Below are 19,988 nucleotides of genomic sequence, written 5' to 3' on the forward strand. Positions count from 1 at the left end.
GTTCACTGCCGGGCCTTGTCCACGAGGCATTGCGCCATGAGGCGGGCCGCCTCGTCCATGCGCGGGCCGGGGCGCACGAGCACGTCGGACTGCTGCGCGTCGAAGCGGCAGATGCGGCTTTCGCGCACCGCGCGGATGCCGGCCCAGCCGGGCCGCTGCTCCAGCCCCTGCGCGCTGCGCACGCTCACCATGATGAGGTCGGGGTTCGCGCGCACCACGTACTCGGGGTTGAGCTTGGGAAACGGCCCGAGCTTCGCGGGCACGATGTTCTTCATGCCCAGCCGCGTGAGGGTTTCGCCGATGAACGACGACTCGCCGGCCGCATAGGGCGTGCTGTTGACCTCGAAGTACACGCGCTTGCCCTTGGCGCTCGCGGGCACCGACTGTGCCGCGGCCGACACGCTGGCGTCGATGGTCCGCCACACGCGGGGCGCCTCGTGCGTGCCGAGCACCTGGTCGAGCTTGTCGAGCACGCGCTGCACGTCGGCATGGCTCTTGGGCTCAAGCACCACCACCTTCAGGCCGAGCGCTTCGAGCCGCTGCGTGACGCGCGAGGACTTGGCCAGCAGCACCGCGTCGGGCTTGAGCGCCACGATGGCCTCGACGTTGGGGTCGATGCCGCCACCCACTTGCGGCAAGGCGCGCACGGCGGCCGGCGAGTTGGAATAGTTGTCCACGCCCACCAGCCGCTCGCAGGCGCCGAGTGCGCAGACCGACTCGGTCAGCGACGGCAGCAGCGAGACGATGCGCTGCGGCGGCTGCGGCAGGCTCACGGTGACGCCGCGCTCGTCGACCACATCGACAGCGTGCGCGGCCAGCGCGAACACGGCCAGGCCGAGGGCGGCGGCGAGCGATGCAATCCTCCGGCTCGGCTTCATCAGGCGGGTGCTTTCAGGCTCAAAGGCAAACCGGCCGCCATGAGCGTCACGCGGCCGCAGGCGGCGGCCACGTCCTGGTTCAGGCGCCCCAGCGCATCGACGAAGGCGCGCGTTTCGCGGCCCAGTGGAATCACGCCCAGGCCGATTTCGTTGCCGACCAGCACCACCGGCCCGCGCGCCTCGCGCAGCGCAATCAGCAGCATCGTGATGTGGGCAGAGGGCGTGCGCGTCACCGGGCGCGCGGCTTCGGTGCGCAGCGGCATCAGCAGGTTGGTGAGCCAGAGCGTGAGGCAGTCGACCACCACCAGCGTCTGGGGCGTGCTCTGGGTGACGACGGCGCGTGCGAGCTCGACCGGCTCCTCGACGGTCCGCATCGCGGGCACGCGCCCGGTGCGGTCGGCCTGATGGCGCACGATGCGCTCCTGCATCTCGTCGTCGTGGGCCTGGGCAGTGGCGATGAACACGGCGCGGTGCGTGTCGGGCGATGCGCTCAGCCAATCGATGGCGCGCTGCTCGGCGCGGCGCGACTTGCCGCTCTTCTGGCCACCGAGGATGAATTCGTGCTCAACGGTCATCGGTTTCTTCCTTTGCGGTGTCGTTGCCCGGCTCGGCAGGCATGGCGCCGAACAGTTGCGCCGTGGCCTCGGGGCTGGAGGCGAACCATGCATGGAAATAGCTGGCCCGCACCGGGCCGTGCACATACAAGGCCTCGCCGCCGCGCGCACCCACGGCCTGCGTCGCGCCGGGCCGGGCGGTGCGGGCAGCCGGCACGAGCGGGGTCTCGCAGCTCGAATAGTGAAAAGTGTGGCCACGCAGGGTGTGGCTGCCCAGTTGCAGCTGCTGGGGCCCCAGGCCCGCGAGGCGCTTTTGCATCGTTACCTTGCCCGGGAGCAGCCCCCAGAGGCGGTGAACGTCATGCGGCCCCGCATCGGCATGCGTGACCAGTTCGTCGAAGAGCGCCATCATCCCGCCGCATTCGGCCCACACGGGCTTGCCCTGGGCGACATGCGTGGCCAGCGATGCGCGCATCGGCTCGCTGACCGACAGGGCCTGGGCATGCAGTTCGGGGTAGCCGCCCGGCAGCCAGACCGCATCGCAGGGCGGCAGTGGATCGCCCGCGAGCGGCGAGAAGAAAGAGAGCCGCGCACCGAGTGCGGAAAGCACATCGAGGTTGGCGGGGTAGATGAAGGAGAACGCCGCATCGCGCGCGATGGCGACGGTTCGGCCCGCGAGCAGCGGAGGCGTCGGCGGCTCATGCGACACGGCCGGATCGAAGCGCACCTGCGGCAGTCGGTCAACGGGCAACCGGCCCAGCGGCGTTTCGGCCAGCACATCGGCTGCCGCGTCGAGGCGGACCATCGCATCGTCGATCTCGCCCGCGCCCACGAGGCCCAGGTGCCGTTCAGGCAGCGTGAAACGCGGATCGCGCGGCAGCGCGCCCATCCATTGCGATGGCTCGCGCAGCGCGTCCTTCAGCATGCCGGCATGCCGCTCGCTGGCCACGCGATTGGCCAGCACGCCGGCCCACGGCAGGCCGGGCCTGAAGTTCTGCAGGCCATAGGCCAGCGCCCCGAAGGTGCCCGCCATCGCATGCGCGTCGATCACGGCCAGCACCGGCAGGCCGAAGCGCTCGGCCAGATCGGCCGCGCTCGGCGTGCCGTCGAAGAGGCCCATCACGCCTTCGACGATCACCAGGTCCGACTCGGCCGCCGCCGCGCGCAGCCGTGCCCTGCAGTCGGACTCGCCGGTCATCCACAGGTCCAGCGAATGCACCGGCGCGCCGGTGGCCAGCGCGAGCCAGTGCGGATCCAGGAAGTCGGGGCCGCACTTGAAGGCCCGCACCCGCCGGCCCTGCCGCGCATGCAGCCGGGCGAGCGCGGCGGCCACCGTGGTCTTGCCCTGCCCCGAGGCGGGCGCGGCCACCAGCACCGCGGCGCAGGTGGCCGCGGCGCCGGTGCGCGGCGATGGGTTGTTTACTGCGGAGTCCACTTGAGGCCGAGGTACGCAGTGCGTCCGCCGGTGGCGTAGAGCCGTGCGTACTGGTAGTCCTTGTCGCCCGCATTGTCGAGGCGGGCCACCAGGTTGATGTCGCGCGTGATCTGCGTGCTGGCCGACAGGTTCAGCAGCGTGTAGCCGCCGAGCTTGACGGTGTTGGCCAGGTCGTCGTAGCGCTTGCTGCTGCTTTGCACTTCGGCGCCCAGCGTCCATCCGCCGACGCGCCAGTCGGCGCCCAGGGTGGCGTGGCGCTGCGCGCGACGGGCCAGCAGGTGGTCGGTGGCGAGGTCGCGCGGGTCCTGATAGTCCAGCGAGGCGCGCAGGGTGACGTCGCCGATGCGGTGCCCGCCGGTGAGGGTCACGCCCTGGTAGCGGGCGCGCGCGGTGCTGGCATAGCAGCCGAACGACGACTGGCAGCCCGTGGCGGAGCCGTCGAACACGATCAGGTTCTGCACACGGCTGCGGTAGACGACCAGGCCGGCGTGGGTGGCGCCCTGCGTGTACTGCAGGCCGAGCTCCACGTTGCGGCTCGATTCGGGCTTGAGGCTGGCACGGCCGTACTCGCTGAAGCGCTGGTACAGCGTGGGCACGCGAAAAGCCGTGCCGGCCGAGGCGGTGAAGCGCAGCGAAGGCGTGATGGCGAAGCCGTAGGCGGCACTGCCGGTGGTCTTGCCGCCGAATTCGCTGTCCTTGTCGCGCCGCACATGCAACTGCAGCGAATGCGGACCCTGCACGAAGCCGTAGCCCAGCGACAGGGCGTTCTGCGAACGGTCTTGAGAGAACAGCTTGGCCGAGGTGGTGGGCGCGTTTTCGAGCGCGTCCTCGCGGCGCTCCAGCGTGGCCGTGACCAGGTGCGGGCCGAAGCGGAATTCATTCTGGAACAGGTAGCCGCGCAAGTTGGTTTCGGTGCGATAGAACGAGGGCTGCGTTTTGTAGGTCGACTGCGAATCGGTCACCTGCACGCGGGTGCTGTAGATGTCGTTCCACTTGGCCGACCAGGTCAGGCCCGCGGTGCGCAGGGTGTTGGTCGAGGTGTCGTTCCTGAAACGGATCGGCGGCCTCGTCCGGAAGCTGACGGAGGCGTCGTAGCCGGCTTCGACGTTGCTCTGGAGCAAGGTGGCTTCGATGCGCTGGTCGGGGTTGATCTGGAAACCCAGCTTCAGGTTGCCCGAGGTGCTGCGGTAGCCGTCGCGGTCGGGGCTGGTGAAGCCGTCTTTCGAGGGCGTGCGTTTGTTCGCGGGCTGCACGTTGAAGCCCTTGCTTTCCTCGTGCGCCACGCCGAAGGAATAGTCGAACAGGCCCGACTTTCCGCTCACGCCGCCTTCGATCTTGCGCAGGCCATGGCTGCCGAAACCGATGCCCGCATAGGGCGACACGCCCTCTTCGCCACGCCTGGTAAAGAGCTGGATCACGCCGCCGATGGCGTCCGAGCCGTACACCGCGGCGGCCGGGCCGCGCAGCACTTCGATGCGGTCGATCTGCGCGAGCGGAATGCCTTCCCAGCCGGCGCCGCCGGTGGTTTGCGAATCGATGCGCACGCCGTCGACATAGACGGCGGTAAAGCGGGTTTCCGCGCCGCGAATGAAAACGCTGGTGGCGTTGCCCACGCCGCCGCTGCGGCTGATCTCGATGCCGGGCAGGCGTGCGAGCACGTCGGCCACGCCGGTCGCGCCGCTGCGCTCGATGGCCTGGCGGTCGACGATGGACACATCGCCCACCAGGTCGGACAGCGGCTGCGGCGTGCGGTTGGCCGTGACCATCGTCTCGCCGAGGGTCTGCGCCTGCTGCGCGTGCGCCGCCGAGGGCAGTTGGATCAGGACCAGGCCGCCGAAGGCCGAGGCGAGCGCGAGCGGCAGGCACGCGATGCGGTTGCGGGTACGCGCAGGCGTACGACCGCCATCGATGCGGGAGGGGAAAACACAGGAAATCATGGGTGAACCGAACGAACGTCAATGCCCTTGGCCGGCTTCCCCGCCGGCGCCTGGGCGCAATGACCGCCCCACACACATTCGTGCATGCGGCAGCCGCCTTGTTGGCCGGTATCCGGGCTGGCAGCGCGCCCCTTTCCGCCTTCCCAGGCACCTGTTTCAGGGCGCCCAGTGGCTGTGTGGAGAGGGGTGACGCCTTGCGGCGTCGTCTGCTTGACCGTTGCGGGGGCAGCGCAGGCGGCTTCGGCCGGGTCCCGAGCGTTTCGGGGGGCGTTCACTCCTGCTTCCCGTTGAACTGCACCGTGTGAACCACGGCGCGAGCACCAACGGGCGGGATTCTAGGCCCAGCCACCGCCCCGCTAAGTCGAAAGTTGCCGCCATCGTTAACATCGACGCCCATGGACAACGGTCTCTCGAAGCGCACGAAGCGGGCACCGGCATGACGCGTTTTGCCTCGGTCTTGCTGGGCCTTCGCTCCGCGCTGCAACGGGTATTCGGGGTCCAGGCCTGGCAGGCGATGCTGCTGTGGTCCATCGTGGCCGGACTGCTGGGTGCGCTGGCAACCGAACTCTTTCGCGCCGCACTCCAGGGCTTCGAGCATCTGCTGCTGGGCCCCGGCGAAGGGCTGGTGGCCATGGCGCGCAATCTGCCGTGGTGGGCACGCCTTGCCTGCCCTGCCGCCGGCGGACTGGTGGCCGGGCTGCTGCTGGTGCTGGCCAGGCGCTTCACGACGCACGGCGCCAGCTCCGACTACATGGAAGCCATCGTGCTCGGGGACGGAAAGATTCCGGTGGCGCACACCTTGGTGCGCAGCGCCTCGTCGCTGGTGAGCATCGGCAGCGGTGGCTCCATCGGCCGTGAAGGCTCGATGGTGCAGCTGGCGGCGCTGGCGGCCTCGTTGCTGGGGCGTGTGGCGCGCTTTCCCGCGGAGCGGCTGCGGCTGCTGGTGGCCTGCGGCGCGGCGGCCGGGCTCACGGCCGCCTACAACGCGCCCATCGCGGGGGCCTTCTTCGTCGCCGAGATCGTGCTGGGCTCCATTGCGATGGAGAGCGTCGGGCCGATCATCATCGCCTCGGTGGTTGCCAACGTCGCGATGCGCGCGATGCCCGGGTACGAGCCGCCCTACCTGATGCCGGCCTTCCCCGAGATCCACGGCGTCGAGGTGCTGCTGTTCGCGGTGCTCGGCGTGCTGCTGGGCTTTGCGTCGGTCGGGTTCCTGCGGGCGCTGCAGGGAAGCCGCGCGCTCTTTGCACGGTTGCCGCTCGCCCTGCCGTGGCGCCTTGCGCTGGGCGGACTGCTGATGGGCGCGATCTCGGTGCCGCTGCCCGAGGTCTGGGGCAACGGCTACAGCGTGGTCAACGCCGTGCTGCACACGCATTGGCCGTGGACGCTGATCGCCGTGGTGCTTGCCGCCAAGGCCGCCGCCACGCTGGCCACGGCGGGCTCGGGCGCGGTGGGCGGGGTCTTCACGCCCGCGCTCTTCTTCGGCTGCATGATCGGCGCGCTGTTCGGACTCGGGGTGCAGGCGCTCTGGCCCCAGGCGAGTTCGGCGCCGTTCGCCTATGCGATCGTGGGCATGGGCGCCTTTTTGGCCGGGGCCACCCAGGCGCCGTTGATGGCGATCCTGATGATCTTCGAGATGACGCTGAGCTACCAGGTGATGCTGCCGCTGATGGCGGCCAGCGTCATCGCCTATTTCGTGGCGCGCTCGGCCAACGCGGGCTCCATGTACGAGATCACGCTGCGGCGCAACGAGCAGCGCGACACGCAGCTGCGCCTGCGCGGCATGCGCATGCGCGACCTCCTGCAGCCGGCCGAAACCGTGGTCGGCCCGCAAGCGGACCGCGAGGCGATGAGCCGCCTCTTTCTGCAGCACCCGGTGAAGTACCTCTACGTGGTCGACGCCGATCGTCGCTACCTGGGCGTCGTGCCGCTGGCCGCGCTCACCGCCGCACCGGAGCGCACGAGCGCGGCCGAGCTCCTGTCGCAAGCCATCGCGCCGATGACCGCGGACACCGGTCTGGCAGAGGCTCTGCAGCGCTTCATGGAGCACCGCGGGGAGCGGCTGCCGGTCATCGAGAGCGCCGCGCAGCCGGTGCTGATCGGCGTGGCCGCCAAGAGCGTGCTGCTCGCCACCTATGTGCGGCTGAGCGAATAGCGCGCGCCGCACCGCTGATGAAAGTTTGAAAGGCCCGAGGGAACCCAGCAGAATCGCCCTGGGCCCCGCGCCGTGCGCCGCCGGCAGGACCGCTCCCTTGGGAAACTACAATCGCCAACCATGCCCGCCTCCAGCCCCATCGACCAGATCGCCGAGCGTGTGGAACGCCTGCTCGTGCGTCACGAAGAGGTGCAACGCACCAATGCGCTGTTGCAGGAACAGGTCGAAGCGCTCGTGCGCGAACGCGACGGGCTGAAGTCGCGGCTCGCTGCGGCACGCACGCGCCTGGACGCCCTGCTCGAGCGGCTGCCGGCCGAGCCCCCTTCCCAAGACTCCACCGCATGAAGCAGATAGAAGTACAGATCATGGGCCAGAGCTATTTGCTCGGCTGTCCCGATGGCGGCGAGCCGCAGCTGCGCGATGCGGTCGAACGCGTCGATGCGGCGATGTGCAAGATCCGCGATGCGGGAAAAGTCAAGGCGCGCGATCGCATCGCGGTGCTGGCTTCATTGAACCTGGCCTTCGATCTTGCAGCCCAGCAGGCCGCCGCTGCCACTGCAGCCCCGGCGCCCTCGGCAGCGCCCGCCGCTTCCGAGCCGGGCGAAGCCGATGCCAAGGCCGCGCAGCTCATTCAAAAGCTCGATCAGGCGCTCGCCGGCGATGGTCATTTGCTCTGATTGAACCCGCGGACACGGACGGAGCGTAAAATCCGAACTGTCTGCGGTGCGCGTCGGGCTTAATATTTCCTTGTTCCAATGCTCTCCGGAGCCGGGCTTGGTACATCGCTCGACGGGTGTGATCATCTCGCGTCAGATGAACCCGAAGTCTTGCTGCCCTCGCCCACCTGAACCCTGGTTCAGGATGCGGGTCCGGCGCCCACTTGCAGACACCTTTTTCCATTGGCACGGCCCCCAGCACGCACTGCTCGGGGCCGTTGCTTCGTCTGAAGACCCTGCAGCGTGACCCAATTTCTCGATCCCCTCCTCATCCTCGAACTGGCTGCGCTTGGCCTGGGTACCGGCTTTCTGGCGGGGCTGCTGGGCATCGGCGGCGGCATGCTGATGGTGCCGTTCATCACCATCATCATGGGTCACCGGGGCGTGGCATCCGACCTGGCGGTGAAGATGGCCATCGCCACTTCGATGGCCACGATCATCTTCACCTCGGTATCGAGCGTGCGCGCGCACCACAAGCGCGGCGCGGTGCGCTGGGACATCGTCAAGCGCCTGGCGCCCGGCATCGTCATCGGCAGCCTGGCCGGCAGCCTGGGGGTGTTCGCGCTGCTCAAGGGCACGGCGCTCGCCATCTTCTTCGCGCTGTTCGTGGGCTTCTCGGCCACGCAGATGTTCCTGGACAAAAAACCAAAACCCACGCGCCAGATGCCGGGCACCGGCGGCCAGCTTGCGGCGGGCGGCGCGATCGGATTCGTCTCTGGCCTGGTGGGCGCGGGGGGCGGCTTCATCAGCGTGCCCTTCATGACGTGGTGCAACATCTCGATCCACAACGCGGTGGCCACCAGCGCGGCGCTGGGCTTTCCGATCGCGGTGGCGAACGTGGTGGGCTACGCGATCAGCGGGCAGTCGGTGCAGGGCCTGCCCGATGGCTCCTTCGGCTACATCTGGCTGCCGGCACTGGCGGTGATTGCCGTGTGCAGCGTGTTCACCGCGCCGCTGGGCGCCAAGGCCGCGCACACGCTGCCGGTGAAAAAGCTCAAGCGCGTGTTCGCAAGCATCCTCTACGTCCTGGCCGCCTACATGCTCTGGAAGGGCCTGCAGGGCTGAAGCACGGGCCGGCAAAGCCCTTGCTGGTTGGGGTGTGACCCGTTGCGATGCAGGGGTCGCAGCCGTATAACGGGCCCATGAAAATACTCATCGCCGTCGACGGGAGCGCCTACACGCTCAAGGCCCTCAATTACCTGATCGACAACAGGTCCATGTTCGTGGACGGCCATGAGCTGGTGGTGGTGCATGTGTGCACCGGCATCGCCGGCCATGTGACCCGGCATCTGAGCAAAGAGATCGTCAGCGAGTACTACGCCGAAGAGAACGCCAAGGTGGTCGATCCGGTGAAGGCGCTCTTTGCCGACAAGGGCGTCGCCAACTACACGATCGACCAGCGCCATGGCCATCCGGCCGAGGAAATCATCAAGTCGGCCGACGGCGCGGGCGCCCAACTGATCGTGCTCGGCACGCACGGCCACGGCATCTTCGGCCGCGCGTTGATGGGCTCGGTGGCCACCAAGGTGGTGGCCGAGACCGACATCTCGGTGCTGCTGGTCCAGTAAGGCCAGTCAGGCAGCAAGGCCTGCTGCGCCTACTGCACCCGCTGCTGCCGCCACTCGCGCGGCGAGCAGCCGAAGCGCTCGCGAAACGCGCGGCTGAAATGCGCGGCATCGCTGAAGCCGCGCCCATAGGCAATGTCCCCCACCGGCCGTCCCGCCAGGCGCGGCTCCAGCAGGTCGCGGCTGCAGGCCTCGAGCCGGCGCTCCCAGATGTACTGCGAGGGCGTCAGCGGCTCGCTCTTGAACACGCGGTGGATGTGGCTGGCCGACACGCCCAGCGCAGCCGCGATGCTGCCCACCGAGAGCGACGGATCGGCCAGCTGCTCGTCGATGCACCGCTTCACCCGCGCGAGGTGGTAGGCCGTCAGGTTGCTCAGCGAAGGCGCCCGCGCCGCGGGCAAAGTCTGCAGCCCCGCCACCAGAATGCTCTGCACCCCATGCGCCACCGCCAGCGCCGACGCGGGCTGCAGCGTGTCGATGTCTTCGCGCAGCGTGCGGATCATGCCCAGCAGCAGATGCCCCGCCCCTTCCTTGCCCGACACCGTGGTGGCGGTGAGCGCCTCGGTGTCGCGCAGCTCGCTGCGCAGCCGTTCGCCCGGCAGCTTGAGCACGATCTGCTCGAAGGCGTCGTCGAACAGCAGTTCATAGGGGCGCGTGCTGTCGTACAGCGCGAAGTCGCCGGCCGACAGCAGCGCATCGCGCCCGTCCTGCCGCACCACGGCCCGCCCCTGTGCCTGGATGCTCACCAGGAAGTAGTCGTCGCCCGATCGCGCGATGTGCCCGCTGGTGCGCATCACCTTCTGCGCCCCCGACTTGACCACGGACACGTCGAGGCTGGGCAGCGAATGCTGGCGGATGCTACCCTCGAAACGGCCGATGTCGTCCGGGCGCACCGGGTCGCAACCGAGCTGCACGTAGACGTTGCAGATCATGTCGGTCCAGTAGGCCAGGCGCTGGTCTCGCGCGACGGCGTCGGTGCTGAACAACTGGTTCATGGGGTTTTCCGGAAAGCGCATGCAACGCTGGAACAAGAACGCCGCAAGTTCGGGTCAAGGCGTTCCGCGGCGGCGAATTTACGCTTCAAGCAACCCGCATGCCACCGCGCAAACCCGGTGCGCAAGGTGTGCGAAGTTGTTTCATCACCCTGTTTTTTTGGAGACCCCCGCCATGCCCAACACCGCCCACCCCAAGCTCCGCGTCGCCGCCGTGCAGGCCGCGCCCGTGTTCCTCGACATCGACGGCACCATCGACAAGACCATCGACCTCATGGCCCAGGCGGCCGGCCAGGGCGTGAAGCTCATCGCCTTTCCCGAAACCTGGGTGCCAGGCTATCCGTGGTGGGTCTGGCTCGATTCGCCTGCCTGGGGCATGCAGTTCGTGCAGCGCTACCACGACAACTCGCTGGTCGTGGGCTCGGCCGAATTCGACCGCATCAAGGATGCGGCGCGCAAGCTCAAGATCTGGGTCTCGCTCGGCTACAGCGAAAAGGCCGGAGGCAGCCTCTACATCGCGCAGGCGCTGATCGACGACCAGGGCCACACCGTGCAGACGCGCCGCAAGCTCAAGCCCACGCATGTGGAGCGCACCGTGTACGGCGAAGGCGACGGCTCCGACCTCGCGGTGGTCGAAACGCCCCTGGGCAACATCGGCTCGCTCTGCTGTTGGGAGCATCTGCAGCCGCTGAGCAAGTACGCGATGTATGCGCAGAACGAGCAGATCCACTGCGGCGCCTGGCCGAGCTTCTCGCTCTACCGCGGCGCGGCCTACGCGCTCGGGCCGGAGGTCAACAACGCCGCGAGCCAGGTCTACGCGGCCGAGGGCCAGTGCTTCGTGATCGCGCCCTGTGCGACCGTCTCCCAGGCCATGAGCGACCTGATGTGCACCGACCCCGGCAAGCAGCAGATGCTGCGAACCGGCGGCGGCTACGCGCGCATCTACGGACCCGACGGCTCGCCGCTGGGCACGCCGCTGGCCGAAGACCAGGAAGGCCTGGTGATCGCCGACATCGACCTCGGAATGATCTCGCTCGCCAAGGCGGCCGGCGACCCCAGCGGCCACTACTCGCGGCCCGATGCCACGCAGCTGCTGCTGAACAAGACGCGCCGCGAGCCCGTGGTGCTGCAGCGCACGCCCGAGCCCGACGCCAGCGCGCCCGAAGCGTTGAGCGCGGGCACCGAGCCGCGCCTGCAGCTCGCCGCCTGAGCCACGGAGCCCCGCCATGGAATCCGCCATCGCCGAGCATCTGCAATGCCCCCGCACGCGGCACCGCCGCGTCGAGGACGACTACACCCCGCCCTACCCCGTCTGGTCGGCCCGCGCGCCGGCTTCGGTGACGCAGGTGGCGATGGGCTACTTCGGCGTGCAATCGCGCGGCCCCGAGATGCAGGGCCGCGCCTGCGCCGCGCTGATGAAGATCGCGCGCGACTTCGCGCTGCCCGACGGACCGGGACATCACGACCTGGCGCACTACGTCGATGCCGACGGCTTCGACAACATGGTCGCCATTGCGTACTGGCAGGACGCCGCAGCCTTCGAACGATGGAGCGCAACCCCTGCCGTCGACGACTGGTGGGGTTCCGAACAGCGACTGAACGAAGGTCTCGGCTACTTCCGCGAGATCGTCTTGCCGCGCGTCGAGCACTTCGAGACCATGTTCAACACGCCGGACCGCTTCGAGGGCATCGGCGTGGTCATGGGCGAGGTCGGCGGCGAACTGCAGGAACACGGCTACTGGGGTTCGATGCGCGACCGCATCCCGCTCTCGCAGACCGATGCGATGGTGCCCTCGGGCACGCGGGCCGTGATCGCCGGCACACCCGCATTGGGCCAGCGCGTGCGCGTGGCCGGCCACGAGAACATCGCGATGATCCGCTCGGGCCAGGAATGGACCGACACCACCGGCCAGGAGCGCACGCTCTACCTGGAGGACATGGAGCCGGTGCTGCGCGAAGGCATGGAGTTCCTGCGTGACCAGGGCCTGGGCATCGGCTGCTACAGCAACCGCTACATGCATCACCTCGACGCTCAGGGCGCGCCGCTGCAGAAGTCTTTCGGGCTGAGCTACTGGCGCTCGCTCGCCGACATGGAACGCTGGGCCGAATCGCACCCCACGCACGTCGCGATCTTCGGCAGCTTCATGCGCTACGTGCAGGCGCTGAACTTCCAGCTGCAGCTGCGCGTGTACCACGAGGTGTCGGTGCTGAAGGCCGACGAGCAACAGTACGAATACATCAACTGCCATGCGCGCAGCGGACTCATGAACGGGCTCGCGGCCGCGTAGAAAAAAGGCTGCAACCCCGGCATTGCCTTAGGATTCGCCCCCCGAATCCAAGGCAAGGACCCCGAACATGTGGAGCGAACTCGAGCGCCTCGTCGAAGCATCGATGGAGGAATGGAACGTGCCCGGCCTCGCGCTGGCCGTCATCCAGGACGGCGAGGTGGCACTGCTGAAGGGCTACGGTGTGCGCGACACCGACACCGGCCTGCCCGTGACCACCGACACGCAGTTCCTGCTGTGCTCGATCACCAAGTCGTTCACCGCGGCCGGCCTCGGCCTGCTGGTCGACGAGCGCAAGCTCGACTGGGACCGGCCGGTGCGCGAGGTGCTCCCTGAGTTCCGCCTGCACGATCCGGTGGCGACCGAACGCCTCACCGTGCGCGACCTGCTGTGCCACCACAGCGGGCTGCCGCGCCACGACTGGATCCATATGCCCGGCGACCTGAGCAACGCGCAGATGCTGGCCGCGCTCAGGCACCTCGCCCCGAACAAGGACCTGCGCGACACCTTCCAGTACTCGAACCTGGGCTACCTGGTCGCCGGAATGATCACCGAGCGCATCAGCGGCCGGAGCTATGAAGAATTCACCACCGAGCGCCTGATGAAGCCGCTGGGGTTCCAGCACTTCGGTTTCTCCATCGAGGCGCTGGCGGCGGCCGAAGACGGCGCGCGTCCGCATGCGACGGACGGCGACAAGCGCCATCGCACGCCGCTGTCGCCCATTCGCGCCACGCCCGCGGGCGGCATCAATGCCTCGGTGGCCGACATTGCGAAATGGGCGCGCTTTCTGCTCGACGGCAAGGCAGACGGGCGGCAACTGCTTTCGGCCTCCGCGCTGCGCGAAATGACCACGCCGCGGGTGCACATCGGCCGCTCCGAGTACGCCGAGATCGGCGATTCGCACTACGGCCTGGGTCTTTTCTGCGAGCAATACCGCGGCGAACGCACCGTCGCGCACTCGGGCTCATGGGCCGGCTGGAGCACGTTGATGACGACGCTGCCGGCGCGCCGCGCGGGCGTCGTGGTGCTGACGAACCACACCCCGGGCAGCACCCGCGCCATCCTCACGTACGCGGTGCTCGACCGACTCTGCGGCCGCGAGCCGATCGACTGGTTCGGCCGGCTCGCACCGAAGCGCAAGCAGGCCGTGGCACAGCAGAAGCTCGACAAGAAAGCGGCCGCGGAGGTGCGCCACAGCGGCACCCGGCCGAGCCATCCGCTCGAAGACTACGTCGGCGACTACGAGCATCCGGCCTACGGGCGTATCCACATCGAACAGCGCGCGGACGGACTTGCATGGCGCTGGCGCGGTGCGGAAGACCAGCTCCTGCATCGCCACTACGACGTGTTCATCACGCCTGACCGGCCGACGATCATGTACCCCAGCGATCGCACCCTCACTTTCCGCTACGACCGGCAAGGCCACATCGACCGCGTCGAAGTGCCCCTCGAAGAGATGGTGGAAGACATCGTGTTCCGCCGCGTTGCGGCCGGCGAAGTGCTGGACCCCGCATTCCGCCGGCTGTGCGCCGGCGACTACCTCCATGCCGGCCGCGTGATCGAGATCCGGCTCGATGCAGGCGAGCAACTCGGCATGACGATTCCGGGCCAGCCGACTTACCGGCTGCTTCCGGCCGGCGGGCGGCGCTTCAACGTCGAGACGCTCGAAGGCTACGGCGTGGAGTTCCGCCGGCCTTCGCCGGAAGTGGTGGACGCGATGGTCTTTCACGAGCCGCGCGTCACCGCCCTTGCGCCGAGGATCGCGAAGACCTAGGCGAACAGCCCCTTGTGCTCGGCACGCAGCAGCGCCTTCTGCACCTTGCCCATGGTGTTGCGCGGCAGCTCCGGCACCACGAAGCAGCGCTTGGGAATCTTGAAGTTCGCGAGCCTGGACTTGAGCTCGGCCATGATCGCATCGGCATCGATGGACGCGCCCGGCTTCGCGATCACGATGGCCACGCCCACTTCTCCGAAGTCGCGGTGCGGCACGCCGATCACCGCGCTCTCGGCCACGCCGGCCATCTCGTTGATGTAGCCCTCGATCTCGGCGGGGTAGACGTTGTAGCCGCCGCTGATGATCAGGTCCTTGCTGCGGCCCACGATGGTGATGTAGCCACGGCCGTCGATCTTGCCGACGTCGCCGGTCTTGAAGAAGCCGTCGGCGGTGAACTCTTCCTTGGTCTTCTCGGGCATTTGCCAGTAGCCCGCGAACACGTTGGGGCCGCTGACCTCGATGCCGCCGATCTCGTCGGTGGTGCAGCCGCGGCCGTTCTCGTCGCGCACGCGCAGCTGGACGCCCGGCAACGCGAAACCGACGGTGCCGCCGCGCCGCTCGCCCTGTTCGGGCTTGTAGGGGTTGGAGGTGAGCATGATGGTTTCGCTCATGCCGTAGCGCTCCAGGATGGTGTGGCCGGTGCGCGCCCGCCATTCGTCGAAGGTCTCGATGAGCAGCGGCGCCGACCCCGCAATGAAGAGCCGCATGTTGCGAACCGCCTCGCGCGTAAGGCCGGGCTCGGCCAACAGCCGCACGTAGAGCGTGGGCACGCCCATGAACACGGTGGCCTCGGGGAGCTTGGTAACGATCTGCTTCGGATCGAATTTCGAGAACCACAGCATCTTGCTGCCGTTGAGCAGCGCACCGTGCAGCGCGACAAAAAGGCCATGCACATGGAAGATCGGCAGCGTGTGCACCAGCACATCGCCCGGCGTCCAGCCCCAGTAGTCCTTGAGCACCTCTGCATTCGACAGCAGGTTGCCGTGCGAGAGCATGGCGCCCTTGCTGCGGCCCGTGGTGCCGCTGGTGTAGAGGATGGCGGCGAGATCGTCGGGCGACTTCATCGCGGGCGTGTGCCTGTCGCTGCACAGCGCCGCCACTTCGAGCAGCGTGCCGGTGCGGTCGTCGTCCAGCGTGAACACATGCTGCGTGCCCGCCTCGTTGGCGATGGGGCCGACCCACGGCGCATTGCGGCTGGTGCACACCACCACCGCGGGTTTGGCGTTGTCGATGAAGTATTCGATCTCGGCGCTCTGGTAGGCGGTGTTGAGCGGCAGGAACACATAGCCCGCGCGCAGCGTGGCCAAGTACAGCAGCATCGCCTCGACCGATTTCTCGACCTGCACCGCGATGCGCGCGCCCTCCTCGAGCTTGAGCGCGTCGAGCAGGTTGGCGATCATCGCGCTCGCGCGTTCGAGGTCACGCCACGAATAGAAAAGGCCGTTGTCGGTTTCGACCGCGATGCCGTCGAGGTCCGCGGGAAAGGCCGCGCGCAAGGCGGCGAACAGGTTGGCGTTGGTTGGCTTCTTCATCGCTTCGTCTTTGAACCGGTACTTCAGAAATTCGGTGTGCGCTTGGCCAGGAAGGCGGCAATGCCTTCGCGGTGCTCAGCGGCGCCGGCGTAATCGTAGGCCGTGGCAAGCAGTGTCTGCGTGGCCTGCGCGCCGCCCTTGAGCATGGCGAAGGTGCGCTTGTGCAGGCGCGCGGCCTGCGGGGCCAGCGTGGCGATGCGGTCGGCATGCACCCGCACGGCGGCCGCCACCTCGTCGTCGGCCAGCACCTGCAGCAGGAAGCCTGCGTCGTACAGGCGCTGCGCGCCGTGCACGCTCGCGGCCAGCAGCATGTCGCGCGCCAGCACGTCGCCGATGGCGCCATGTACCAGCGCGGCTTCGCGCGGCGCCATGGGAAAGCCGAGCCTGGCGATGGGCGCGCCGAACTTCGCGGAGGCGCCGGCGATGCGGATGTCGCAGCAGCTCGCAATCTCGATGCCGGCACCCATGCAGGCGCCTTCGATCTGCGCGACCAGCGGCACGGGGCAATCGAGCAGCGCCTGCAGCGCGGCCCACACCTCGTTCTCGTGGAATTCGCGCAGGCTGTGCGCTTCGAAGCGGAACGACGGGTACTCGGAAATGTCGCCGCCCGCGCAGAAGGCACCGCCCTCTCCGCGGACCACGATGCAGCGCAGGGCCGCATCGTCCTGGTCCGCGATGTCGTCGAACACGGCGCGCAACTCTCGCCACATCGCGCGCGTCATCGCATTGAGCCGGCCTGCGTTCGACAGGGTGAGGACCGCCGTCGCGCCTTCGCGGCGCAGCGAGACAGTGCCGCCCGCCGTCATTCCAGCTTGGCGCCCGAGGCCTTCACCACCGTGGCCCAGCGCTTGATTTCCGAGTTCACGAAGCCGCCGTAGGCCGCCATCGTGAGCGTGGGAATCTCGGAGCCGTTCTGCGCCCAGATGGTCTTGAGCTCGTCGGTGGCGAGCGCCTTCTTCATGTCCTCGACCGCACGCGCCTGCACCTCGGCCGGCGTGTTCCTGGGTGCCCACAGGCCGTACCAGGTGGTCACGGTGTAGTCGGGCAGGCCCACTTCGGCGGCGCAGGGCACGTCGGGAAACGCAGGGTTGCGCTTGCTGCCCGCCACCATCAGCGCCTTGATGCGGCCGCTCTTGATGTGCTGCGCGGACGAACCCAGGCCGTCGAACATCAGGTCGACGTTGCCCGAGATCAGGTCGCTCAACGCGGGGCCCGCGCCGCGGTACGGGATGTGGGTGATGAAGGTGCCGGTCTGGATCTTGAAGAGCTCGCCCGCCAGGTGGTGCGAGGTGCCCGAGCCGGCCGAGCCGTAGTTGAACTTGCCGGGGCTGCGCTTGACCAGCGCAATGAACTCCTGAATGGTGTTGACCGGCACGCGCTTGGGGTTGACGACCACCACCTGCGGCACATTGGCCAACAGCATGAGGGGGACGAAGTCTTTCTCGATGTCGTAGTCGAGCCGCGGGTACACCGAGGGCGCGATGGCGTGGTGCACCGCGCCCATGAAGAGCGTGTAGCCGTCGGCCGGCGCCTTGGCGGCGATGCCCGCGCCCAAGGTGCCGCCCGCGCCGCCGCGGTTGTCGATGACCAGCGTTTGCCCCACGACCTTGCTGAACTGGCCCGAGAGTGGCCGCGCGAACGTGTCGGTGCCGCCGCCGGCCGGGAACGGCACGATCATCGTCACCGGCTTGGTCGGCCAGCCCGGGGCCTGGGCGCGCGCGGCGCCGCACAAAACGGCGGCACCGGCGGCGGCCACACGCAGAACATCACGTCGCTGAAAACTTGGGTTCATTTGTCTCTTCTCCGATCGTTGTGGATTTTGCCGCTTGGGGCGGCGGTTGAGCGCCTTGCCTGGCGCCTGCTTTTGCTCGTCGAACACTGCTGGAACACGCGGCCGATGTCCGTCCGGCCCTGCCTCGCTCAGCCTTTCTTGAAGAACAGGCTTTCGATGTCTCCCGATACCGCCACCTTGCCGTCGCCCAGCCATGCACGGTGCTTGTCAAGGCGCTTGAGGTCGTACAGATAGTTGACCATGAGCCCGTAGGACTGTTTCTGCCCCTTGGCCGACGGGTCGCCCGCCCAGTTCAGCCGCTCCACGCGGGCACCGTTGCCCAGGTGAAAGCGTGCGACCGGGTCGGCCGGCGTGCCGTCGACCAGCGCGCGGCCCAGGTACTCGGCGGCGGCCTGCAGCAACCATTGGCGCAGCGGCGATTTGGCGTCCAGCGCGGCGGCACCCTCCACGGCGGCAAGCAGCCGCTCGGCCGTGGGCGGCATGGAGCCGACGAGGCGGCCGAGTTCGGCTTCGCGTTTCTCGTCCAGGCGCGGCAGCAGGTCTGCGGCGTTCTTCGCCAGCCAGGTGCGAAAACCCGGAATCGGCGACAGCGTGGCAAAGGTCTTCAGGCGCGGCAGCTCGTCCTGCAGCGTCTCGACCACGCGCTTGATGAGCGAATCGCCGAAGCTCACGCCGCGCAGGCCCGTCTGGGTGTTGCTGATCGAATAGAAGATCGCGGTGGTGGCCTTGGCCGGCGGGACCGGCACGGCGGCTTCGTCCAGCAGCGGCGTGATGCCGTCGCTGATGCGGTCGACCAGCGCCACCTCGACAAAGATCAGCGGCTCGTTGGGCAGGCGCGGATGAAAGAAGCCGTAGCAGCGACGGTCGCTGTCGTCCAGCCGGTTCTTCACGTCGGACCAGCTCTTGATGTCGTGCACCGCCTCGTAGCGGATGAGCTTCTCGATCAGCGAAGCCGGCGAATCCCAGTCGATGCGGCGCAGCTCGAGAAAGGCAACGTCGAACCAGGTGGAAAACAGCTGCTCCAGTTCGGCATCGAGCGCGAGCAGACGCTTGTCGGCCTTCAGGCACGGCAGCAGGTCGGCGCGCAGGTCGACCAGAAAGCGCATGCCCGCGGGCTCGACCGCAAAACGCTGCAAGAGGCGCATGCGCGGCGAGACGAGCGCGCGGCGCAGCTTCAACTCGGCCTGCCCTTCGTCGGGTGTTCCGACGGCGGCCTGGTGCTGGTCGCGCGCGCTCTTGAGCTTTTGCGCGTCGGCGGCGAAATGCTCGCTCATCAGCGCCCAGTAGTCGCGGCGCTCTTCGGGCGTGGCCGCGGCATAGGCCAGCGCGATGGCATGGGCCCGGCGGCCGCCTTCCACCTCGCTCACGCGCGGGTCGATGACGGCTTGCAGATCGGCCAACACGCGGCGCAGCGCGCGCGGTGACAGCGCCTCGTCGGCCTTGCGCAGCGTGACCTGCAGGCGCTCGGCGGTGGTGCGCTCGCTGGGCTTGAGCGTGTTCTTCGGCGCGTTCCTGGCGGTGCCCTCGGGCGCCACGGGCACCTTGGACTTTTCTCCTGAACGCAGCCGCGCCTGGAACCATTCGGTCGCACTCATGAAGGGGCTCCCCTGTGGATGGGCTCGGGTGCGCGGCGGCGGATCGTCACGGCATCACCCTGGATTTTTGTTGCTGCATGACTTCGCGCAGCGCCTCGCGCTGGCGCGTCAGGTGCGTGCGCATGGCGGCGTCGGCGCCCTCGCTGTCGCGCGCCTTGAGCGCCGCGAACACGGCCAGATGCTCGGAGAGGCTCTGGTCCAGCCGGCCCGGCGCATGCAGTTGCTGCAGCCGCGCGAGCTTCAGGATCTTGCGCAAGTCGCCGATCACCTGCGCCAGCCACTTGTTGTCGGCCAGCTTGATGATCGCCTCGTGAATCACGTGGTTGGTGGCGTAGTAGTCGTTGATGCGGCGCGCCCTGGCATGGCGCACCAGGCGCTCGTGCAGGGCGTCCAGCTCGTGCAGTTCGGCGTCGCTGGCGTTGCGGGCCGCCTCGTAGGCGCAGCGGCCTTCGAGCAGCGCGATCACCGGAAAGATGTCGTCCAGGTCGCGCTCGGTCACCTCGTTGACGAAGCACCCGCGGCGCGGCTCGTGCCGGAGCAGGCCTTCGGCGGTGAGCACCTTGAGCGCCTCGCGCAGCGGTGTGCGCGAGATGGAAAGCCGCTCGCACAGCGCGGCTTCGTCGAGAAAACTGCCCGGCGCCAGCGTGCCTTCGAAGATCTGCTCGCGCAACGTGGCGGCGACTTCGTCATGCAGGGAGTTGGCGACCAGGCGCATAGGGGTGTTTTGAAGTCACCGGCCCCACGCAACTTCTTGCGCCAGGTCAGCGTAATTTTCTGT

General features: G+C 68.3%; 18 protein-coding genes and 1 riboswitch. Of the genes, 8 read left to right on the plus strand and 10 right to left on the minus strand.

The genetic code is table 11. The features are described from left to right. Nucleotides 1-2: 2 nt before the first annotated feature. Genes ABIC90_RS09815 through ABIC90_RS09830 form a run of 4 tightly spaced genes read right to left on the minus strand, consistent with a single transcriptional unit; the run spans nucleotide 3 to nucleotide 4,804 of the window. Nucleotides 3-878: an ABC transporter substrate-binding protein gene (locus tag ABIC90_RS09815; protein ID WP_354353901.1), complete on the minus strand. Its 876-nt coding sequence runs from the start codon at nucleotides 876-878 to the stop codon at nucleotides 3-5. Continuing rightward, nucleotides 878-1,453, minus strand: coding sequence for a bifunctional adenosylcobinamide kinase/adenosylcobinamide-phosphate guanylyltransferase (locus ABIC90_RS09820; protein WP_354353902.1), 576 nt, complete (start codon nucleotides 1,451-1,453; stop codon nucleotides 878-880). The genes ABIC90_RS09815 and ABIC90_RS09820 overlap by 1 nt, the downstream gene beginning before the upstream one ends. Then, nucleotides 1,443-2,867: a cobyrinate a,c-diamide synthase gene (locus ABIC90_RS09825; protein ID WP_354353903.1), complete on the minus strand. Its 1,425-nt coding sequence runs from the start codon at nucleotides 2,865-2,867 to the stop codon at nucleotides 1,443-1,445. The genes ABIC90_RS09820 and ABIC90_RS09825 overlap by 11 nt, the downstream gene beginning before the upstream one ends. Beyond that, nucleotides 2,852-4,804: a TonB-dependent receptor domain-containing protein gene (locus ABIC90_RS09830; protein ID WP_354353904.1), complete on the minus strand. Its 1,953-nt coding sequence runs from the start codon at nucleotides 4,802-4,804 to the stop codon at nucleotides 2,852-2,854. Before ABIC90_RS09830 ends, ABIC90_RS09825 begins: the two co-directional genes overlap by 16 nt. Before the next feature lie 86 nt (nucleotides 4,805-4,890). After that, a riboswitch (cobalamin riboswitch) is annotated at nucleotides 4,891-5,143 on the minus strand. Between the two features lie 97 nt (nucleotides 5,144-5,240). Here ABIC90_RS09830 and ABIC90_RS09835 point away from each other — a divergent pair. The 5 genes from ABIC90_RS09835 to ABIC90_RS09855 all read left to right on the plus strand — a co-directional run bounded on the left by ABIC90_RS09835 (nucleotide 5,241) and on the right by ABIC90_RS09855 (nucleotide 9,243). Then, nucleotides 5,241-6,959, plus strand: a complete 1,719-nt coding sequence (locus tag ABIC90_RS09835) for a ClcB-like voltage-gated chloride channel protein (RefSeq protein WP_354353905.1) — start codon at nucleotides 5,241-5,243, stop codon at nucleotides 6,957-6,959. A gap of 120 nt (nucleotides 6,960-7,079) precedes the next feature. After that, on the plus strand, nucleotides 7,080-7,304 hold the full coding sequence (locus tag ABIC90_RS09840; protein ID WP_354353906.1) for a DUF904 domain-containing protein: 225 nt from the start codon (nucleotides 7,080-7,082) through the stop codon (nucleotides 7,302-7,304). Continuing rightward, nucleotides 7,301-7,636 carry a cell division protein ZapA gene (locus ABIC90_RS09845; RefSeq protein WP_354353907.1) on the plus strand — a complete coding sequence of 112 codons (336 nt, stop codon included), beginning with the start codon at nucleotides 7,301-7,303 and terminating at the stop codon, nucleotides 7,634-7,636. The genes ABIC90_RS09840 and ABIC90_RS09845 overlap by 4 nt, the downstream gene beginning before the upstream one ends. Nucleotides 7,637-7,918: 282 nt before the next feature. Continuing rightward, nucleotides 7,919-8,740 carry a sulfite exporter TauE/SafE family protein gene (locus ABIC90_RS09850; protein ID WP_354353908.1) on the plus strand — a complete coding sequence of 274 codons (822 nt, stop codon included), beginning with the start codon at nucleotides 7,919-7,921 and terminating at the stop codon, nucleotides 8,738-8,740. A gap of 77 nt (nucleotides 8,741-8,817) precedes the next feature. Continuing rightward, the gene (locus ABIC90_RS09855; protein ID WP_354353910.1) at nucleotides 8,818-9,243 is read left to right on the plus strand and encodes a universal stress protein; all 426 of its coding nucleotides are present in this window, start codon (nucleotides 8,818-8,820) and stop codon (nucleotides 9,241-9,243) included. Between the two features lie 29 nt (nucleotides 9,244-9,272). Here ABIC90_RS09855 and ABIC90_RS09860 read toward each other — a convergent pair whose 3' ends face one another. Further along, on the minus strand, nucleotides 9,273-10,235 hold the full coding sequence (locus ABIC90_RS09860; RefSeq protein WP_354353911.1) for a helix-turn-helix domain-containing protein: 963 nt from the start codon (nucleotides 10,233-10,235) through the stop codon (nucleotides 9,273-9,275). Between the two features lie 172 nt (nucleotides 10,236-10,407). Between ABIC90_RS09860 and ABIC90_RS09865 the strand changes: the two genes are divergently transcribed. The 3 genes from ABIC90_RS09865 (at nucleotide 10,408) to ABIC90_RS09875 (ending at nucleotide 14,291) form a co-directional block, all read left to right on the plus strand. Further along, a complete protein-coding gene (locus ABIC90_RS09865) occupies nucleotides 10,408-11,442 on the plus strand; it encodes a carbon-nitrogen hydrolase family protein (protein ID WP_354353912.1) in 1,035 nt (344 codons plus the stop codon). Between the two features lie 16 nt (nucleotides 11,443-11,458). Then, nucleotides 11,459-12,520 carry a phenylacetaldoxime dehydratase family protein gene (locus tag ABIC90_RS09870; RefSeq protein ID WP_354353913.1) on the plus strand — a complete coding sequence of 354 codons (1,062 nt, stop codon included), beginning with the start codon at nucleotides 11,459-11,461 and terminating at the stop codon, nucleotides 12,518-12,520. A 67-nt stretch (nucleotides 12,521-12,587) separates the two neighbouring features. Beyond that, entirely contained in the window at nucleotides 12,588-14,291 is a 1,704-nt protein-coding gene (locus ABIC90_RS09875; RefSeq protein ID WP_354353914.1) for a serine hydrolase, read from the plus strand. On the opposite strand, the gene ABIC90_RS09880 is transcribed toward ABIC90_RS09875, so the two are convergent. The 5 genes from ABIC90_RS09880 to ABIC90_RS09900 all read right to left on the minus strand — a co-directional run bounded on the left by ABIC90_RS09880 (nucleotide 14,288) and on the right by ABIC90_RS09900 (nucleotide 19,925). Further along, nucleotides 14,288-15,823: a malonate--CoA ligase gene (locus ABIC90_RS09880; protein ID WP_354353915.1), complete on the minus strand. Its 1,536-nt coding sequence runs from the start codon at nucleotides 15,821-15,823 to the stop codon at nucleotides 14,288-14,290. The two genes, ABIC90_RS09875 and ABIC90_RS09880, sit on opposite strands and share 4 nt — an antisense overlap. Nucleotides 15,824-15,846: 23 nt before the next feature. Beyond that, on the minus strand, nucleotides 15,847-16,629 hold the full coding sequence (locus ABIC90_RS09885) for an enoyl-CoA hydratase/isomerase family protein (RefSeq protein WP_354353916.1): 783 nt from the start codon (nucleotides 16,627-16,629) through the stop codon (nucleotides 15,847-15,849). Further along, nucleotides 16,626-17,615, minus strand: a complete 990-nt coding sequence (locus ABIC90_RS09890) for a Bug family tripartite tricarboxylate transporter substrate binding protein (protein ID WP_354353917.1) — start codon at nucleotides 17,613-17,615, stop codon at nucleotides 16,626-16,628. Before ABIC90_RS09890 ends, ABIC90_RS09885 begins: the two co-directional genes overlap by 4 nt. A gap of 128 nt (nucleotides 17,616-17,743) precedes the next feature. Then, nucleotides 17,744-19,210 (minus strand): malonyl-CoA decarboxylase, encoded by a 1,467-nt coding sequence (locus ABIC90_RS09895; RefSeq protein ID WP_354353918.1) that lies wholly within the window; start codon nucleotides 19,208-19,210, stop codon nucleotides 17,744-17,746. Nucleotides 19,211-19,256: 46 nt separating this feature from the next. Next, nucleotides 19,257-19,925, minus strand: a complete 669-nt coding sequence (locus tag ABIC90_RS09900; RefSeq protein WP_354353919.1) for a GntR family transcriptional regulator — start codon at nucleotides 19,923-19,925, stop codon at nucleotides 19,257-19,259. Between the last annotated feature and the right edge of the window lie 63 nt (nucleotides 19,926-19,988).

Source organism: Variovorax boronicumulans, from assembly GCF_040544675.1.
Classification (GTDB): Bacteria; Pseudomonadota; Gammaproteobacteria; order Burkholderiales; family Burkholderiaceae_C; genus Variovorax; species Variovorax boronicumulans_D.

Bases quoted from the DNA above. Each gene is read 5' to 3' on its own strand.
- ABIC90_RS09815 (WP_354353901.1), bottom strand. From the start codon at position 878: ATGAAGCCGAGCCGGAGGATTGCATCGCTCGCCGCCGCCCTCGGCCTG.
- ABIC90_RS09820 (WP_354353902.1), bottom strand. From the start codon at position 1,453: ATGACCGTTGAGCACGAATTCATCCTCGGTGGCCAGAAGAGCGGCAAG.
- ABIC90_RS09830 (WP_354353904.1), bottom strand. From the start codon at position 4,804: ATGATTTCCTGTGTTTTCCCCTCCCGCATCGATGGCGGTCGTACGCCT.
- ABIC90_RS09835 (WP_354353905.1), top strand. From the start codon at position 5,241: ATGACGCGTTTTGCCTCGGTCTTGCTGGGCCTTCGCTCCGCGCTGCAA.
- ABIC90_RS09840 (WP_354353906.1), top strand. From the start codon at position 7,080: ATGCCCGCCTCCAGCCCCATCGACCAGATCGCCGAGCGTGTGGAACGC.
- ABIC90_RS09845 (WP_354353907.1), top strand. From the start codon at position 7,301: ATGAAGCAGATAGAAGTACAGATCATGGGCCAGAGCTATTTGCTCGGC.
- ABIC90_RS09855 (WP_354353910.1), top strand. From the start codon at position 8,818: ATGAAAATACTCATCGCCGTCGACGGGAGCGCCTACACGCTCAAGGCC.
- ABIC90_RS09860 (WP_354353911.1), bottom strand. From the start codon at position 10,235: ATGAACCAGTTGTTCAGCACCGACGCCGTCGCGCGAGACCAGCGCCTG.
- ABIC90_RS09865 (WP_354353912.1), top strand. From the start codon at position 10,408: ATGCCCAACACCGCCCACCCCAAGCTCCGCGTCGCCGCCGTGCAGGCC.
- ABIC90_RS09870 (WP_354353913.1), top strand. From the start codon at position 11,459: ATGGAATCCGCCATCGCCGAGCATCTGCAATGCCCCCGCACGCGGCAC.
- ABIC90_RS09875 (WP_354353914.1), top strand. From the start codon at position 12,588: ATGTGGAGCGAACTCGAGCGCCTCGTCGAAGCATCGATGGAGGAATGG.
- ABIC90_RS09880 (WP_354353915.1), bottom strand. From the start codon at position 15,823: ATGAAGAAGCCAACCAACGCCAACCTGTTCGCCGCCTTGCGCGCGGCC.
- ABIC90_RS09885 (WP_354353916.1), bottom strand. From the start codon at position 16,629: ATGACGGCGGGCGGCACTGTCTCGCTGCGCCGCGAAGGCGCGACGGCG.
- ABIC90_RS09890 (WP_354353917.1), bottom strand. From the start codon at position 17,615: ATGAACCCAAGTTTTCAGCGACGTGATGTTCTGCGTGTGGCCGCCGCC.
- ABIC90_RS09895 (WP_354353918.1), bottom strand. From the start codon at position 19,210: ATGAGTGCGACCGAATGGTTCCAGGCGCGGCTGCGTTCAGGAGAAAAG.
- ABIC90_RS09900 (WP_354353919.1), bottom strand. From the start codon at position 19,925: ATGCGCCTGGTCGCCAACTCCCTGCATGACGAAGTCGCCGCCACGTTG.